The sequence below is a fragment of the Streptococcus gallolyticus subsp. gallolyticus DSM 16831 genome (genome assembly GCF_002000985.1).
Classification (GTDB): Bacteria; Bacillota; Bacilli; order Lactobacillales; family Streptococcaceae; genus Streptococcus; species Streptococcus gallolyticus.
Genome location: NZ_CP018822.1, coordinates 2,239,235 through 2,255,451, shown reverse-complemented (window position 1 = coordinate 2,255,451; position 16,217 = coordinate 2,239,235). Strand labels below are relative to the sequence as shown.

General features: G+C 36.5%; 11 protein-coding genes. 9 read left to right on the top strand and 2 right to left on the bottom strand.

The features are described from left to right. Nucleotides 1-2: 2 nt before the first annotated feature. On the bottom strand, nucleotides 3-884 hold the full coding sequence (locus BTR42_RS11215; protein WP_077497763.1) for a LysR family transcriptional regulator: 882 nt from the start codon (nucleotides 882-884) through the stop codon (nucleotides 3-5). Nucleotides 885-1,040: 156 nt separating this feature from the next. On the opposite strand from BTR42_RS11215, the gene BTR42_RS11210 reads away from it, so the two are divergent. The 5 genes from BTR42_RS11210 (at nucleotide 1,041) to BTR42_RS11190 (ending at nucleotide 6,724) form a co-directional block, all read left to right on the top strand. Beyond that, nucleotides 1,041-2,663, top strand: coding sequence for a malolactic enzyme (locus BTR42_RS11210; RefSeq protein ID WP_009855036.1), 1,623 nt, complete (start codon nucleotides 1,041-1,043; stop codon nucleotides 2,661-2,663). Between the two features lie 21 nt (nucleotides 2,664-2,684). Beyond that, nucleotides 2,685-3,956 carry a 2-hydroxycarboxylate transporter family protein gene (locus BTR42_RS11205; protein ID WP_012962539.1) on the top strand — a complete coding sequence of 424 codons (1,272 nt, stop codon included), beginning with the start codon at nucleotides 2,685-2,687 and terminating at the stop codon, nucleotides 3,954-3,956. A gap of 256 nt (nucleotides 3,957-4,212) precedes the next feature. Further along, nucleotides 4,213-5,139 (top strand): metal ABC transporter substrate-binding protein, encoded by a 927-nt coding sequence (locus BTR42_RS11200; RefSeq protein WP_009855033.1) that lies wholly within the window; start codon nucleotides 4,213-4,215, stop codon nucleotides 5,137-5,139. Between the two features lie 42 nt (nucleotides 5,140-5,181). After that, the gene (locus tag BTR42_RS11195; protein WP_077497761.1) at nucleotides 5,182-5,895 is read left to right on the top strand and encodes a metal ABC transporter ATP-binding protein; all 714 of its coding nucleotides are present in this window, start codon (nucleotides 5,182-5,184) and stop codon (nucleotides 5,893-5,895) included. 10 nt (nucleotides 5,896-5,905) lie between these two features. Beyond that, nucleotides 5,906-6,724: a metal ABC transporter permease gene (locus BTR42_RS11190; protein ID WP_099046302.1), complete on the top strand. Its 819-nt coding sequence runs from the start codon at nucleotides 5,906-5,908 to the stop codon at nucleotides 6,722-6,724. Between the two features lie 447 nt (nucleotides 6,725-7,171). Here BTR42_RS11190 and BTR42_RS11185 read toward each other — a convergent pair whose 3' ends face one another. Continuing rightward, nucleotides 7,172-8,737 (bottom strand): ATP-binding cassette domain-containing protein, encoded by a 1,566-nt coding sequence (locus BTR42_RS11185; RefSeq protein ID WP_237394385.1) that lies wholly within the window; start codon nucleotides 8,735-8,737, stop codon nucleotides 7,172-7,174. Between the two features lie 245 nt (nucleotides 8,738-8,982). On the opposite strand from BTR42_RS11185, the gene BTR42_RS11180 reads away from it, so the two are divergent. The 4 genes from BTR42_RS11180 (at nucleotide 8,983) to BTR42_RS11165 (ending at nucleotide 16,132) form a co-directional block, all read left to right on the top strand. Next, complete coding sequence (locus BTR42_RS11180; RefSeq protein WP_077497755.1) at nucleotides 8,983-9,582, top strand: class I SAM-dependent methyltransferase; 600 nt, start codon at nucleotides 8,983-8,985, stop codon at nucleotides 9,580-9,582. Between the two features lie 671 nt (nucleotides 9,583-10,253). Continuing rightward, the gene (locus BTR42_RS11175; protein WP_012962535.1) at nucleotides 10,254-10,511 is read left to right on the top strand and encodes a hypothetical protein; all 258 of its coding nucleotides are present in this window, start codon (nucleotides 10,254-10,256) and stop codon (nucleotides 10,509-10,511) included. Then, entirely contained in the window at nucleotides 10,498-11,091 is a 594-nt protein-coding gene (lepB, locus tag BTR42_RS11170; RefSeq protein ID WP_012962534.1) for a signal peptidase I, read from the top strand. Before BTR42_RS11175 ends, lepB begins: the two co-directional genes overlap by 14 nt. 40 nt (nucleotides 11,092-11,131) lie before the next feature. Beyond that, on the top strand, nucleotides 11,132-16,132 hold the full coding sequence (locus BTR42_RS11165; RefSeq protein WP_077497753.1) for an InlB B-repeat-containing protein: 5,001 nt from the start codon (nucleotides 11,132-11,134) through the stop codon (nucleotides 16,130-16,132). The last annotated feature ends 85 nt before the right edge of the window (nucleotides 16,133-16,217 follow it).

Here is a 16,217-nt window from a genome sequence, read left to right as displayed (position 1 = left end):
CACTAAGAAATTTTTTCGATTAGGCGGACCAAATCTTTGGCTTCTTTTGAGAGGATAGCATGTCGTGAATGAGCATAGCTGACGTAGAAAGAGATACGGTCTTGCTCAGCCAGAGGCACTTTGACCAATTGGTCAGAACCTGACGTTAGCGCAATATCAGACAGCAATGAAATGCCCATGTTTTCCGCAACCATTTGCTTAATTACTGAAACATCATCGATTTTAAACAAAATTGAAGCTTGGTCATGGTAACGATGATTGAGCTGATTAAATGCGGTTAGGTGGATATTATGCTCATCTAACAAGATAAATTTTTCGTAAAGAATATCCTGAAAAGACAGTTCTTTCTGGTTTGCCAAAGGGTGTTTTGGAGAGAGAACGACATAAAAATCTTTTTTAAACAGCGGATGAATAATCAACTGGTCGTTTTTGAGCGGCGCTAGCGAACCCAACAGACTGAAATCCAATTGTCCATCTAGCAATTTCATCATTAAACTATTAGAGCCACCACGCACAGCTTTAACTTGTGAAAATGGGGCGATACTTTCATTTTTGTGAAGGAGTTCCGTCAGCAAATAATTGCAGATAATCGGTGGCAATCCAACAGCCATTATAGGATTGAGTGACTGATGCACCTCGTTGACCGCTGTCTTTATTTGAAGTAGAACATCTTCAACATGGCTTTGAAAAATATCACCTTGCAAAGTAAGTGCTGCTGAGCGATGTGACGGGTCTTTGATGACCAAATCACAGCCCAATTCTTTTTCAAGTCGTTTAATAGCATAAGTAATTGTCGGTTGACTAACTTGAAAATATTGTGCAGCAGCGGTATAAGATTTTAGCTTTGCTAATTGGTAAAAATATTCTAAATCTCGTAAATTCATTCAGACCTCCTTGCTTTATTTTACCATAATCTTTTAAAACTTATTATAAATATTATTTATCAAAACTATGGCGTTTGACTATAAGAACTGGAACAGTTTATAATGACCCGCATAAGAAATTTCTTCTTATTTAATACATTTTTAGGAGGACACGTCATGCGTGGACATGATATTTTAAATAACCCATTCTTAAATAAGGGTACTGCTTTTACCATGGAAGAACGTAAAGAACTAGGATTGCTTGGTATTCTACCACCTTACGTTCAAACAATCGAAGAACAAGCTGAACAAGCTTATCAACATTTCTTGCGTAAACCATCAAATCTTGAAAAACGCCATTTCTTAATGGAAATTTTCAACACAAACCGTACGCTTTTCTACTACCTATTCAACCAACACATCGTTGAATTTAACCCAATCGTGTATGACCCAGTTATCGCTGAAACGATTGAAGAATATAGTGAATTGTATGTTGACCCACAATACGCTGCTTACCTTGATATTAATCACCCAGAAAACATCGAAGAAACACTAAAAAATGCTGCTGGTGACCGCGACATTCGTTTAATCGTTGTGACAGATGCCGAAGGAATTCTTGGTATTGGTGACTGGGGTGTCCAAGGTGTGGATATTTCTGTTGGTAAATTGATGATTTACACAGCTGCTGCTGGTATTGACCCTGCTTCAGTTATGCCACTTGTTATCGATGCTGGTACAAACCGTAAAGAACTTTTGGAAAATCCAATGTATCTTGGTAACCGTCACGAACGTGTTACTGGTGATAAATACTATGAATTTATCGACAAATTCGTTCAAACTGCTGAAAATATGTTCCCTAAATTGTACCTTCACTGGGAAGATTTCGGTCGTTCAAATGCTGCCAACATTCTTAACAAATACAAAAAAGAAATTCCAACATTTAACGATGACATTCAAGGAACTGGTATCGTTGTTCTTGGTGGTATCTTTGGTGCCATGGACATCACAGGTGAAAAATTAACTGACCAAGTTTACCTTTGCTACGGTGGTGGTTCTGCTGGTGCTGGTATTGCTGACCGTGTTCATGCTGAAATGGTTTCAGAAGGACTTTCATCAGAAGAAGCTTACAAACATTTCTTCATGATTGACAAACAAGGTCTCCTTTTCGACGATATGGAAGATTTGACACCTGCCCAAAAACCATTTGCTAAAAAACGTGAAGATTTTGCAAATTGCGGTGACATGACTAAACTTCTTGACGTTATCAAAGCTGTTAAACCAACAATCTTGGTCGGAACATCAACAGACGCTGGTGCTTTCACTAAAGAAGTCGTTGAAGCAATGTGCGAAAACACTGAACGCCCAGTTATCTTCCCAATTTCTAACCCAACTAAGAAATTAGAAGCAACAGCCCAACAAGTTATTGAATGGTCAGACGGTAAAGCCTTCGTTGCGACTGGTGTGCCTTCAGGTACAGTAAGCTACAAAGGTGTTGATTACCAAATCGGTCAAGCAAACAATGCCCTAATCTATCCAGGTCTTGGTCTTGGTATGTTGGCTTCTGAAGCATCACTTCTTACAGATGAAATGATTGGTGCTGCAGCTCACTCACTTAGTGGTCTTGTAGATCCAGGTCAACCAGGAGCACCTGTTCTTCCTCCATTCCAATACGTTGCTGAAGTGTCAATCAAAGTTGCGGAAGCTGTTGCTAAAAAAGCTCAAGAACAAGGCTTAGCTCAAGCTGAAGAAAAAGACATGGCTAAAGCTGTTCGCGACCTTAAATGGTATCCAAAATATTAGTTTAGGAGGATAACCATTCGTATGAAAAAGTTATCTAATATCAAAATTGCGGGGCTTTCTCTTCCGCTTTATACGGCTCTGGTTATCATTTTAGCTGTTGTTATTGCAATGGGAAAACTACCGCTCAACATGGTTGGAATTACTTTCATGTTGGTCGTTTTAGGACATCTTTTCTACTTCCTTGGTGAACGATTACCATTTTGGAATACTTACCTTGGTGGTGGGTCAGTCTTTACTCTGCTGTTAGCCGCAATCTTAGCTTCAACAGGATTGATTCCAAAATCAGTTGTTTCAGCCACTTCTAGTTTTATGAGTGATTGGGGCTTTCTAGATTTTTATATTGCAGCGCTTATTTGTGGCTCAATTCTAGGAATGAACCGCAAACTTTTGGTGAAAGCCTCTGCTAAATTCATTCCTGTCGCTCTTTTATCAATGGTTATCGGTTTCTTTGCCACTGGTGCTGTTGGGGCTTTGCTCGGTCAAGGCTTTGGACATTCTGTCATGTACATTTCATTTGCCCAAATGGCAGGAGGAATGGGTGCAGGAATTGTGCCATTATCCAAAATCTATGCGGCTGGATTGCACACAGATGCCTCATCAATCTTGTCACAATTAGCCCCAGCAACTACGCTAGGAAATATTTTTGCCATTATCGGTGCCATTGTGTTGGCGCGTGGATTTGCTAACACCAAATTCAATGGGCACGGTGTGCTCATCCCTGTTGACAAAGACGATTTGAAAAAATCTGAAGCTCCGCTTGACCCTACAAAAATCGGTGTCGGAATGATGCTTGCCTTTGCCCTTTTCCTTATCGGCGTTATCTTAAATGCCTTTATTCCAAAAGTGCACAGCTATGCCTTTATGATTATTATTGTCTTTGTTCTCAAAGCGCTTGATATTGTACCAAAACCATTAGAAGAAGCAGTGGTTATGTTTAATCGTGTGATTATGACTAACTTGACACACGCTGTTTTGGCAGGTATTGGGCTTTCAATGATTGATTTGAGTTCATTAGCGCAAGCCATGACATGGCAATTTGTCCTTATCAGTTTAACATCTGTTGTGTCAATGGGACTTGCTAGCTGGATTTTGGGACAGGTTCTCGGTATGTATCCAGTCGAAACAGCTATCGGTGCTGGGATGATTAACAATTCCATGGGTGGCACAGGAAATATCGCTGTGCTTTCTGCGGCGGACCGCATGGAAATGATTGCCTTTGCCCAAATGGCAAACCGCCTAGGCGGCGCAATTGTCCTCATCCTAGGAGGAATCCTTATCCAATTTTTACATTAATTCAACAACTTCTGGAAAAATATTCATTCTTGTTCTTTGGCAAGATTGAATATTTTTTAGATGATATAATAACCATGTAAGCTATCTGTAGTGAGTTGAAAAATGACTAGAAAGTTCTAGTCATTTTTTTAAGTTCTAAATTTTGATCAACTTATTTTTAAATAATATTTGACACTGCAACGTAATTAAGTTATATTAAATATAAAATTAAGCGTGCTTAATTTTTAAAAATAAATATTTTACGGGGAGTTCTATAATGAAAAAGATAACATCACTTATATGTTTATTACTAATAATATGTATTTTGGGAGCATGTGCTACTACAAGGACATCAGAAAAGAATAAGTTAAATGTTGTTGTGACTAATTCTATATTATCTGATATTACTCAAAACATTGGTAAGGATAAAATAAACTTACACAGTATTGTTCCTATTGGTCAGGATCCACATGAATATGAGCCACTTCCTGAAGATGTTAAAAAAACAACAAATTCAGATATTATTTTTTATAACGGTATCAATTTAGAGACTGGTGGAAATGCATGGTTCACCAAATTAGTTAAAAATGCTCATAAAGAGGCTAATAAAGACTATTTTGCGGTAAGCGATGGTATTGATGTCATATATCTTGAGGGAAAGAATGACTTAGGAAAAGAAGATCCACATGCATGGTTAAACTTAGAAAACGGTATTATTTATGCAAAAAATATTGCGAAACAATTGATAGCTAAAGATCCTAAAAATAAAGAATTTTATACCAAAAATCTTACTAGCTATATTAATAAACTTGATAAATTAGATCAGGAAGCTAAGCAAAAATTTTCAAAAATCCCAGAAAATAAAAAATTAATTGTTACAAGTGAAGGATGTTTTAAATATTTTTCTAAAGCGTATGGCGTGCCATCAGCCTATATTTGGGAAATTAATACTGAGGAAGAAGGAACACCTGAGCAGACTACTAGCTTAGTTAGGAAATTAAAAGAAGGACCAACGCCGTCAGCATTATTTGTGGAGTCAAGTGTTGATGACCGTCCAATGAAAACAATTTCTAAAGAAACAGGAATTAGTATCTATTCAAAAATTTTTACGGATTCTATTGCTAATAAAGGTGAAGAAGGGGACAGCTATTATAGTATGATGAAGTGGAATTTAGATAAGATAGCCGAAGGATTATCTCAGTGATGATATGTATGATAAAGTTGATGAAACTATGAAAGGAGACAAATGATAGAGATACAAGGATTAAATGTTATTTATAATAATGATTATGAAGCCTTAGCTAATGTGTCAATTACTTTAGAAGAAGGAAATATTATTGGTGTTATTGGACCAAATGGTGCAGGGAAATCAACTTTTATGAAGGCACTATTAGGGTTGGTTTCTTGTACAGGAATGATTACTATTTCACACGAAAGAGTTAATAGTTTACGTGGGAAAGTGGCTTATGTTGAGCAAAAAAGTCATGTTGACTATCATTTTCCTATTACTGTTAAGGAGTGCGTATCCCTTGGTACTTATCAACGAGTTGGACTTTTTCGACATTTAAGCAAAAAAGAGTGGGGAAAGGTTGAGAATGTTTTAAGGCAAGTAAAGTTAGAAGAATTTAGTAATCACCCTATTTCCACTTTATCCGGGGGACAATTTCAACGAATGTTAATTGCTCGATGTTTGATTCAAGAGCAAGATATTCTTTTTCTAGATGAACCATTTGTTGGGATAGACCTAGTGAGTGAACAAATTATTATGAATTTATTGCAATCACTAAGAAGAGAGGGAAAAACGATTGTGATTGTTCATCATGATTTAAGTAAGGTAGTGGATTACTTTGATAAAGTAGTCATTTTGAATAAAAAGTTGGTAGGCTATGGGAACGTAGCTACTACTTTTACTCCTGATGCTTTAAAAAAAGCTTATGGGGATTCGATTGTTGTATTATAAGAGGGGATTTATGGAATTTATTAACGATTTAATGACCTATCATTTTTTACAAAATGCTTTGATAACGGCTGTTGTTATTGGAATTGTTTCAGGAGCTATTGGCTGCTTTATTATTTTACGTTCAATGTCACTGATGGGAGATGCAATCTCACATGCAGTATTACCCGGAGTAGCTATATCTTTTATTTTAGGAATTAACTTTTTTATTGGAGCAGTTATCTTCGGTATATTAGCTTCTTTCATCATAACTTTTATTAAAGAAAATAGTGTTATTAAGGGGGATACAGCTATTGGTATTACGTTTTCTTCTTTTCTAGCGTTGGGTGTTATTCTGATAGGAGTAGCCAACAGTTCAACAGACCTCTTTCATATTCTATTTGGAAATCTTTTAGCCGTACAAGATAGTGATAAATGGGTTACTATAGTTATTTCAGGAATTGTAATAGGGTTTCTTATTATTTTTTTCAAAGAATTGTTAGTAACCTCTTTTGATCCAATTTTAGCGGAATCAATGGGGATGAATGTCAAATTTTTTCACTATCTTTTGATGGTACTATTAACTTTAGTTTCTGTAACAGCGATGCAGAGCGTAGGGACTATTTTAATTGTAGCAATGCTGATTACCCCCGCAGCAACAGCCTATCTTTATGTGAATAGTCTTAAGGTGATGGTACTCCTATCATCAGGAATTGGAGCGATTACTTCGATTGTAGGGTTATTTTTAGGCTACACGTTTAATATAGCAGTAGGCTCTAGTATCGTTTTAACCTCATCCTTTATCTTCTTAGTTAGCTTTTTCATATCTCCAAAACAATCTTTTATGAAGTGACATTAGGTAAACAATGTATCCTAATAGAAATTAAAACCTATTTTATTGTAAAAGTCTAAACGCTTAAGTATCTGGAATATGAAGAAATACGTTTGCATGTGCTAATAGTAATAAAGATATTAATACTATCAGTTCAGAAATACTTTATTTTTAAAATTACCAAGTACTGTCAGCTAGTTGATAACCATAGTTGTAGTGTAGAGCGCAGACAACCCCTCTCAGCAGTATAAATATTGTAAATTTAGAGTGTGTCTACCGATTTGAACAAACTCTTAAAAATGCTGATATAACGGCGTTTCTAAGAGTTTTTATTTTTTAACAAAAAGAAAAAAGATTGAAGAAAAATATCCAAAATGGACTTTTCTTCAATCTGACAGGTACTAATAAGTACCTGTTTTGTACGGTATAAAGGCTGTATTTTCTACTAGCTTTCCTCGTAAATATATCCTATATCTCGATAATTTGGTCAAATAGTGCTCTATTTTCGTCATAGAGATGATGTGTAATCATGATAATTGTTAGTTCTTTGGTTTGAAGCAGACGTCGTTCAATATTAATAGCGGTCGTTTTGTCTAGGTTTGAAACACCCTCGTCTATGATGAGTATTGGTTTGTTACCAATTAATTCACGGGCAATAGAGATTCTTGCTCTTTGTCCACCAGACAAGTCATCGTTGTAGATTTGATTCAAACGTCCCTCGATAAAGTTGTCCACATGTGACAGTGATAAAGCTTTTTCAAACTGCTCTTTATCCACAGAACGACCAAGGGTCAGATTATCAAGTAAAGATTCTTTAAAAATATGTGGTTTTTGAGGAATCAAGGCAAAAATAGTTTGCAAACTTTCTAGCAGCGTATCTTTGTAATGATGATTATCAATCACAATATCACCGTCATAGCGGGTCAATTCTCCTGTTAATACTCGGATTAACGTTGATTTTCCAGCGCCCGATCCGCCAACAATAGCAACTTTTTCTCCTTTCTTAATCGTAATATTAGGATAGGTGATGCTATTGCCATTTTCAAAAGTGACACACAAATCGTGAGTAACCAATTCTTGATTAAAGTTAGTTACAGTATCGAGATTCTCAATACTTACTTTTTTAGGATATTTCTCTAGCAATTTAAAGGTCGCTTTAAAGGTAACAATGTTATAAGCAGCTCCTCTGGTGTAGTTGAATAGGCAACTGGTTAGATTGGCAATTGAGAAAATAACCCCCGTAGTGATTTCCCCCTTAATGACTAGATAACCAGTAACCATAAAAATAATTACTTGTGCCACAACACTTGACATCAATGAAAGAGAATTAGCCGTACTAGAGCTTCTTGCCAACTTAACCTTGGATTTTACCACTGTGGAAAAGTCTGCTAAAATGCGATTTTTAAAGTAAGCAGTTTGATTATTGTGGAAAAAAATGTCAAAACCACTTAAATAATCACTTGTACGATTTAAAGCAACGGTCAAATCAGATGAGACAGCCTCCGTTTCTTGCGCAATATTATTTTCAAAAATTTTAGGAAGAAAGTAAACTAAAGCAGTCATTAAAATACTAACCGCAAGTAGTAGCCAATGAAAATAAATGATAGCAAAAGCGTTAAATAGCACAGTTATAATACTTTCAATGGCGCTGTATAACTGATTAAAACCGTTATCTTTTAATAAATTCATGTCATTAATTAACCATGAATTGTATTCGTCCTTGCTATGATGAGAGTTACCTGCATATGAATGACTAATTAAAGAATCTAATAAATCATTACGAATAAGATTGACTTCTTCCTGACACAGCTTTTCTTTCAAGGAATCTTTCCAAATCTGAAAAATACTGTATCCTCCCCAACAAAGAATATCAATCACGCTCCAAAAAACAAAGCTATCCCATTTACTTTTTATCAATGAATTCAACATCCATGTTAAGGATAGCGAACTCATGACATTAGAAATAACCCAGAAAATGATGATAGCAAGCAAAAGTAGATTTTCTTTTTTAAATTTCCATAGATATGTCAACATAGGCATCCAGCTCTTCTTTTTTAATGTTTCGTTTATATTTATTATACAAAATAAATGCGAAGAGGCAAACGCTTGCGCAAATTTTTCTGAATTCTTCGAGAGAATTGAAACTAGCTAAGAAATCATTGCCTATGTTCAATATGTTATAATAAAGAGAAGATATAAATAAAAAGTTTTCTTTCAAATTCCTAGTATGAGACCTTAAGAATATCGCAGAAACAACAAGTCTTAAAGGGGGTTACCATATGGCAGATAAAATAAAAAAAGCATACCGTGCTTCAAAAGGGATTTATGATGATGTTTTGACACAAAGAAGTCTTTTTAGCAAGCTTTATATCAAGTTGTTTTGGAGCGGAGTGGACGATAATAAAATTGCCAGAGTGATTCTTGACTATATTCCAGAGGATTTTAGTGGTGTTTTGCTAGATGTTCCTGTAGGAACTGCGGTTTTTACGCAGGAAAAATGGAAGAGACTGTTAAATGCTAATATTATCTGCCTTGATTACAGTGAGGATATGATTTTACAAGCCAAAAAACGCTTAGAAAATAGCTCTTGTGATATTGTTTTGAGTATGAATGGCTTTCATGCCTTTCCAGATAAAAACCAAGCTTTTCAAGAGATATGGCGCGTGGTGAAGCCTGGTGGTAAATTTATTGCTTGTTTCTATATCAAAGGGAAATCAAAAATTACAGATTGGCTAGTAAAAAATATTCTTTCCAAGGAAGGTTGGTTTACCCCACCATTTCAAACAGAAAAACAGCTAAAAGATTTGTTAGAAAATTTATATTCAAAAATAAATCTCCATACAGAAGGGTCAATGGTTTATTTTGAATGTATCAAATAAGTGAGGATAACCAAGGAAAATTTCCTTGGTTGCTTTACGTTACAGATAGATAATTTTAGTAAAATAGAAATGAATAATATTTGGAAATTATTTCTAAGTAAAAAATAGGTGTTATATTCTAAAAAGAGTGAGTCAAACACTGATGGTTGCTTTGCCGTTATCGTTGTTTGACTCAATTTTTTTGTGTTGCAATAAAATGATGCAAAAAGTACCTCTTTATAATAAACCTGTGTTAAGTTTTTCTCATATAAATAACATATGTTAATGTGATGTCGTTTACTTAAAAAACATAAGTCATAATTATTGACAATTAATTTCTGCTAGTTTAAACTTGTTTATTGTTAATGTGAAAAAATGTGAACAAGTTATAAATATATAAATATTTGATAAAAAGTAGAAAAACTATTGACAGAGGAAAGGGGGCTTGCTACCATGAGCAGAGCAGAGCAGAGCAGAGCAGAGCAGAGCAGAGCAGAGCAGAGCAGAGCAGAGCAGAGCAGAGCAGAGCAGAGCAGAGCAGAGCAGAGCAGAGTCTAAAAAGGCTTTTTTTGGCGTACAGTTATTTATTTTAAAAGTCACTTTTTCGTGTATCTATATAATAGTTATACGAAAAAGTGACTTTTTGTGTCTCTTAAATAGCAATGATTTTATATGAAAAGGTAAAGAACTCTATGAATGAACGTACACTGAAACAATTAAAAAAGATAGAACTCTATGAGATTTTATTAGCACAAAGTAAAGAAATTGACAGATTAAAACAAGAGTTAATAGAAACTCAACAAAAGTTAGAAAATAAGCAAATTATCATCCAAGAAGCAGGATCATTGGCAGATGCCGCTCTCAAATTAACTAAAATTTTTGAGGAGGCGCAGAAAGCTGCTGATATTTATCTTAAAAATATTACGGAGAATGATGATGAAGAAAAATAAATCCACTAAACCACATCCTCTCCCTGAGACGACTGTTATTGAACAAGCTTATAAATCAGCACAATACCGTAAAAACTTTTTGGAAATGTTTAGAAGCACTACTTTTATGTTAATTGTGGTTGCTGCCTTTGCTGTACTGGTTGCAATACTATTTTTACCAATTTTACGTATTTACGGCAAGTCTATGAAGGGAACTTTGAATAGCGGAGATATAGTTGTCTCTGTCAAGAGTGGTAATTTTGAGACTGGTGATGTTGTTGCCTTTTATTATAATAATAATATTTTAGTGAAGCGCGTAATTGCAGAGTCTGGTGATTGGGTTGATATGGATGAAAAAGGAAATGTTTATGTTAATGGAAAAAAACTGAATGAGCCCTACTTGAGTAAGAAAGCCTATGGTAAAACCAATATTACCTTTCCTTATCAAGTACCAGAAGATCGTATTTTTGTTATGGGGGATAACCGTGAAGTGTCGATTGATTCACGAAATACTTCTATCGGAGCGGTTTCAGATGAGCAAATTGTTGGACGTTTAGTTTTTAAAGTTTGGCCTCTTTCAGAAATGGGAATCATTGAATAGTGGCTTTATTAGTTAATATGAGAAAGGAGGATGAGAATTTATGAAGAAATTTTTTAGGAGAGAATATTTAGCTCAGTTCAAGGCTAAGTATAAGAAAGTAATTGGTGCTATTGCTGTAATTGTCGTCTTTGTGACGACCTATGCTTTGATATTGCCAGCATTGACTTTAGATAGTAATGCTGCCAATCAAACGCCTGGTATTAATACGGAACAGTCTGGCAGTGTAGATGACAATACAACAAGCACAGAAAATTCAGACTCGCAGGCTGTTTCTGAGACGAATGTGTCTAGCCAAGATGAACAGCTAGTTACTACAGATACGACTTTGATTGCAGATGATAAAAATTATCAAGTAACAGCTGATATAACAGCTGAGGCTAAATTACCAGAAAGTGTGGCACTTGAAGTTAACCAAGTTAAGCCAGAGGATGATACTTACCAGAGTAAACTACAAAAAATACAAGACACTTTGTCTTTAAATACTGTGGCAAATATTAGGCTTTATGATATTGCTTTCATGCAAGGTGATGCTGAAGTGGAGCCGTCTGCTTCTGTGAAGGTGACCATTACTCAAAAGGATAGTTTTGAGGCTAATAAAGATAATCTAAAAGTTGTTCATATCAAAACGGATGGTTCAACAGAAGTATTGGATGCTGAAGTGGCAGGTGATGGTAATCAGGTAACAACAGTTACATTTAATAGTGATAGTTTTTCTGATTTTGCTTTAGTTGATACTAGTACATCTGATGATTCAATATTAAATAGTTCATCAACAGGAACGGATGTTGACGCTTCCGTGGAGAGCACAACAGAAACAGAGACGACGTCACAGAGTTACACCGTGACCTTCTACAATGACGATAGCGAAATCACTTCAACGCAAATTGAGGCTGGGACAGCATTAACAATTCTGCCAGAAACTCCTTTCAAATCAGGGTATCGTTTTGATCATTGGGAAAATGCAGAGACGCATGAAACTGTCACAGCAGATACGATTGTGACCAGTGATTTGACGGTTAAGGCAGTTTTTACGGAGATTTCAATTTATACGGTTACCGTAAATTACTATTATCACAATAATAGTGCCAATCAGGACGTCACCTTTGATAAGGAAATCTTCCAATTGGAAGAACGGGATACTCCCTATCAAATTACTCCACCTACCTCAACTGAAGTTAAAAGAGAAGAAGATAGTACTTTAACCGCTGATGCAATTTATTACCCACAAGAAGCAGTTATTGAACTCAAGTCAGGTGATTTGGCAATTAAGGATGAGTTAGATGGAAATATTGATGGTAAGGTGACCATCAATTTACAGTACGTGCCTTATACCGCCGAGTATACAGTATATTATATGTTGAAAAATTTAACAGGTGATGACTATACTGAGATTCAGAGTGTTACCAATCACGGTGTTCTAGGTTCTACAGTAAGCCCTCAAGTCTTGTCTTATGATTATGCTATTTTTGAAAAAACAGAAGCGACAAAATTGACACACTCACAGGGACAAAATCTCTATGTTTATTACACACGCAACAGCTACACGCTTTCCTATAATACCAACGGTGGCTCTTATATCCCTTATCAGACAGGTCTATACGAAAGTAAAGTTAGTCTGACCGATAATGTGCCGACAAAAACGGGCTACACCTTTGTTGGTTGGCATGAAAAGGAAGATTTATCAGACACTGCTAAAACCAGTGGAACGATTACGCTGGATAGCGATAAGACACTCTATGCAGAATGGAAAGCTAATACTGTTAATTACACCATAAACTACTATAAAGAAGTTTATAATAATGCTACGGGAACAACGAGTTATGTTTATGATAGTGCTGTATCAGCTAGTGGAAAGGTTGGTGCTACCGTTCAAGCTGATGAAGCTCCTGACTTGACAACAGTTCCAACAGGATACGAACGTGAAAGCGCCTATGGTATGAATGCTAACTCTAATGTTACGATTGCAGCTGACGGTACATCGGTGCTGAAAGTGTATTATAGTTTAGTAAGATATACCTTTGTATTTAATTTGAATGGTACACTTTTAAATGTCAATAGTTATCAAGTTGGCTCAACTTCTGGAAGTATGACTGTCAATGGAACGTCATATACAAGTAGTCAATATAGAATTTCAAATGTTGTTTTAGGTCAGGATATTTCATCACAATGGCCCACATCTGTCAATAGTGTAACCAGCGGGAGAACAACATATCAATTTAAAGGTTGGTATAATTCCTCTGATAGAATATTTTATGTTACCAAACGCTATGAAGTAACAAAAGATATGATTGAAAAAGGAATGAACACTAACAATGAAAAAACTTTTGTCGCTTATTGGCAAAGTGGGTTGAGTTTGTACTATGTGAATTATTATTTACAAGATGCTGATAATACTAGTGTTTATACTAATTCTTCGTACAGTCAGTCATTATATCGATCTAATGATAGTTTAAGCGGTAAGGACATTGACGGTTTTACATTGAGAACGACAACACCAGCGGGTTATTATAGTTCTGGTTATTGGAATGATAATGGCTATAACACAAATAATTACTACTACCGTTTCTATTATGATAGAAATACTTACAGTATTGATTATTACTATAATGGTAGTAATATAAATACCATTTCTAGCATTCCATTTGAGCAAAATATTAACTCTTCAACCTATAACTATACGCCTGAACGTCCGTCAGGTATTGATGCTGATTACACTTGGGGAGGTTGGTATACGGATGCTGGTTTGACGGTGCCTTATACCTTTGATACTATGCCTTCCCATAACCTAGTCCTTTATGCCAAGTGGGTTGCGCCAACTTTTAATGTGACTTTTGATTTGAATGGTGGCGATGGAGTAGCGCCTACGACACAAGAAGTTGAAAAATACAAAACAGCAACTTCGGTAGCAGATCCAAGTCGTCAATATTATAATTTTGATGGCTGGTACACAGCAAAAGAAGGTGGTGAACGCTACGATTGGTCACAACCAGTAACCTCAGATACCACACTTTACGCTCATTGGTCCTTGAAACCATTGACCTACACAGTGCGTTATCTTGACGCGGACAATAATAACAATCAACTAGCAGCGGATAAAACAGTTACCAGTCCTGCGCTAAATTACCAACAAGTGGTTAGTGAGAGTGCTTTAGCTATTACGGGTTACCGCCCAGATGCTAATAGCAAGAGCGTTGTGCTTGATTATGATGCCGACAACAATATCATCACTTTCTACTACACCAAGAAGTCTGCTCAAGTGTCTTATCGTGTCGACTATGTTTTGCAGGACAATCCGACAGTGAAAGTCGCTGAAAGCAAGTCGGTGACAGTGGACGGTAGCACGATTTCAGTTAAAGAAAGTGCGGTTACAGTTGATAAAGGCTATCTGGCTAGTCAACTCGGCACGATGCCTGAACAACTGGATGACTACTATGCTCTGACAGATGTTGAAAGCCTGACCTTGACCTCAAGTTCAGATAACAACGTTATCACTTTCTACTACGTACCTTACGACACGGCTCATATCACGGTTAATTATCTAGATATGGATGGCAATCCGATTGTGGGGCAAGCACCTTTGAACACAACACGCAAGAAACCAAGTCAATATACTGTCACTCACAAGACTATTAGTGGCTACACTTATGCTCAGTCTGAAGATAGCAATGGTGATAAGAACAAAGTTAATTACAAGATTGACAAGGGCGATAACATCACCATTAATCTCTATTATCAAAAAGATCTTTACATCGAAGCTGTCAGCAAGGAAAAAAATTATGACGGCATCGCTTTGGAAAATAGTGGCTTGACTGACCTCAAAGATAGCTACAAAGAATTACTGGAAACAGATGATAGTTTGACAGGGATTTCCTTCACAGGTAGTCAGATAGACGCGGGATCTAGTGCGGTGACACCAAGCATCGCCTTGGTTAGCAGTTCAACTGGCAAGGCGCGGAATTATTACTATAATATCATCTATGTCGCGGGTACTTTAACGGTTAATAAACAACCTGTCACCGTTATCGTCAATGGTCAAGATAAGGAAAAGACCTACGACGGTGTAGCAGAAAGTATCAGTTATGACGACTTGGTCATTAACGATAGTAGTGGTCTTTACAAAGAAAGCGACATCAGATTTACAGGTGACAAGACCTTGTCGGCAACGGATGCTGGCACCTATAATCTGACTCTACAAGGTAAATTTACCAATAGCAATGCTAACTTTGAGGTAACTTTCCAAGTAAGTGACGGTCGCCTGCTGATTAAGCCACGTCCTGTTATCTTGACCTCGGCGACTGCTGAAAAAGGTTATGATGGTATGGCTTTAACAGCCCAAACAGTAACTGCTAGTGAGCCAACAGCTGACACAGGTTTTGTGACGGGTGAGGGTCTGCTCTATGATGTAACAGGTAGTCAAACAGCTACTGGCTCGTCTGACAATACTTTCACTTATACAGCTATGAATGCTGCTACCAAACTGTCTAACTATAACATTGCCACAGTCTATGGTCGCTTGACTGTGACACCAACGGTCAATATTCAAAAGACCAAGACGGATTGGACAGCCTTGACAGGTGGTAAGTTTGAGATTAGCAAGTGGAACGGCAATACTTGGACATCTATTGATGGCGTATCGGATTTGACTATCACTTCAACTGATGGTGTGACTATTCCCGTTGGTCTAAATACTGGTCGTTACCGTATCACAGAGACAGCGGCGCCCGATGGCTATGTTATCCTTGATAACTCAGTTTATTTTGCTGTAACAGAAAGCCAAGCAGAGAATGGTCAGTCTAGCTTTGCCATTTCCCTAACAGATGAAAATGGGAATACTATTTCTAACTTAGAGAATGTGAAAGTCTTGGAGGGAAATAGTAGTTATAGTACACGTATTCAAATTGCTAATGAGACTGGAAAGGCACTACCTCATACGGGTGGTAGCGGTCGTATGTTTTACGTGTTAGCCGGACTAGCTCTGATGTTGGTTACTCTGGCTTATCGTCAATATCAGAAACATCGTGAAAGGAGTGATTTGCCTTAAGAACTCCTAAAATACGTTAAGGGCTTGATTCTAGCCTAACTTTTACAGTTTTTTTCTAAAATTATCATTATGAAAAGAAAGAGGA

Excerpts from the sequence above, each read along its gene's own strand:
- BTR42_RS11215 (WP_077497763.1), bottom strand. The coding sequence starts at position 884 with ATGAATTTACGAGATTTAGAATATTTTTACCAATTAGCAAAGCTAAAA.
- BTR42_RS11210 (WP_009855036.1), top strand. The coding sequence starts at position 1,041 with ATGCGTGGACATGATATTTTAAATAACCCATTCTTAAATAAGGGTACT.
- BTR42_RS11205 (WP_012962539.1), top strand. The coding sequence starts at position 2,685 with ATGAAAAAGTTATCTAATATCAAAATTGCGGGGCTTTCTCTTCCGCTT.
- BTR42_RS11200 (WP_009855033.1), top strand. The coding sequence starts at position 4,213 with ATGAAAAAGATAACATCACTTATATGTTTATTACTAATAATATGTATT.
- BTR42_RS11195 (WP_077497761.1), top strand. The coding sequence starts at position 5,182 with ATGATAGAGATACAAGGATTAAATGTTATTTATAATAATGATTATGAA.
- BTR42_RS11190 (WP_099046302.1), top strand. The coding sequence starts at position 5,906 with ATGGAATTTATTAACGATTTAATGACCTATCATTTTTTACAAAATGCT.
- BTR42_RS11185 (WP_237394385.1), bottom strand. The coding sequence starts at position 8,737 with ATGTTGACATATCTATGGAAATTTAAAAAAGAAAATCTACTTTTGCTT.
- BTR42_RS11180 (WP_077497755.1), top strand. The coding sequence starts at position 8,983 with ATGGCAGATAAAATAAAAAAAGCATACCGTGCTTCAAAAGGGATTTAT.
- BTR42_RS11175 (WP_012962535.1), top strand. The coding sequence starts at position 10,254 with ATGAATGAACGTACACTGAAACAATTAAAAAAGATAGAACTCTATGAG.
- lepB (WP_012962534.1), top strand. The coding sequence starts at position 10,498 with ATGAAGAAAAATAAATCCACTAAACCACATCCTCTCCCTGAGACGACT.
- BTR42_RS11165 (WP_077497753.1), top strand. The coding sequence starts at position 11,132 with ATGAAGAAATTTTTTAGGAGAGAATATTTAGCTCAGTTCAAGGCTAAG.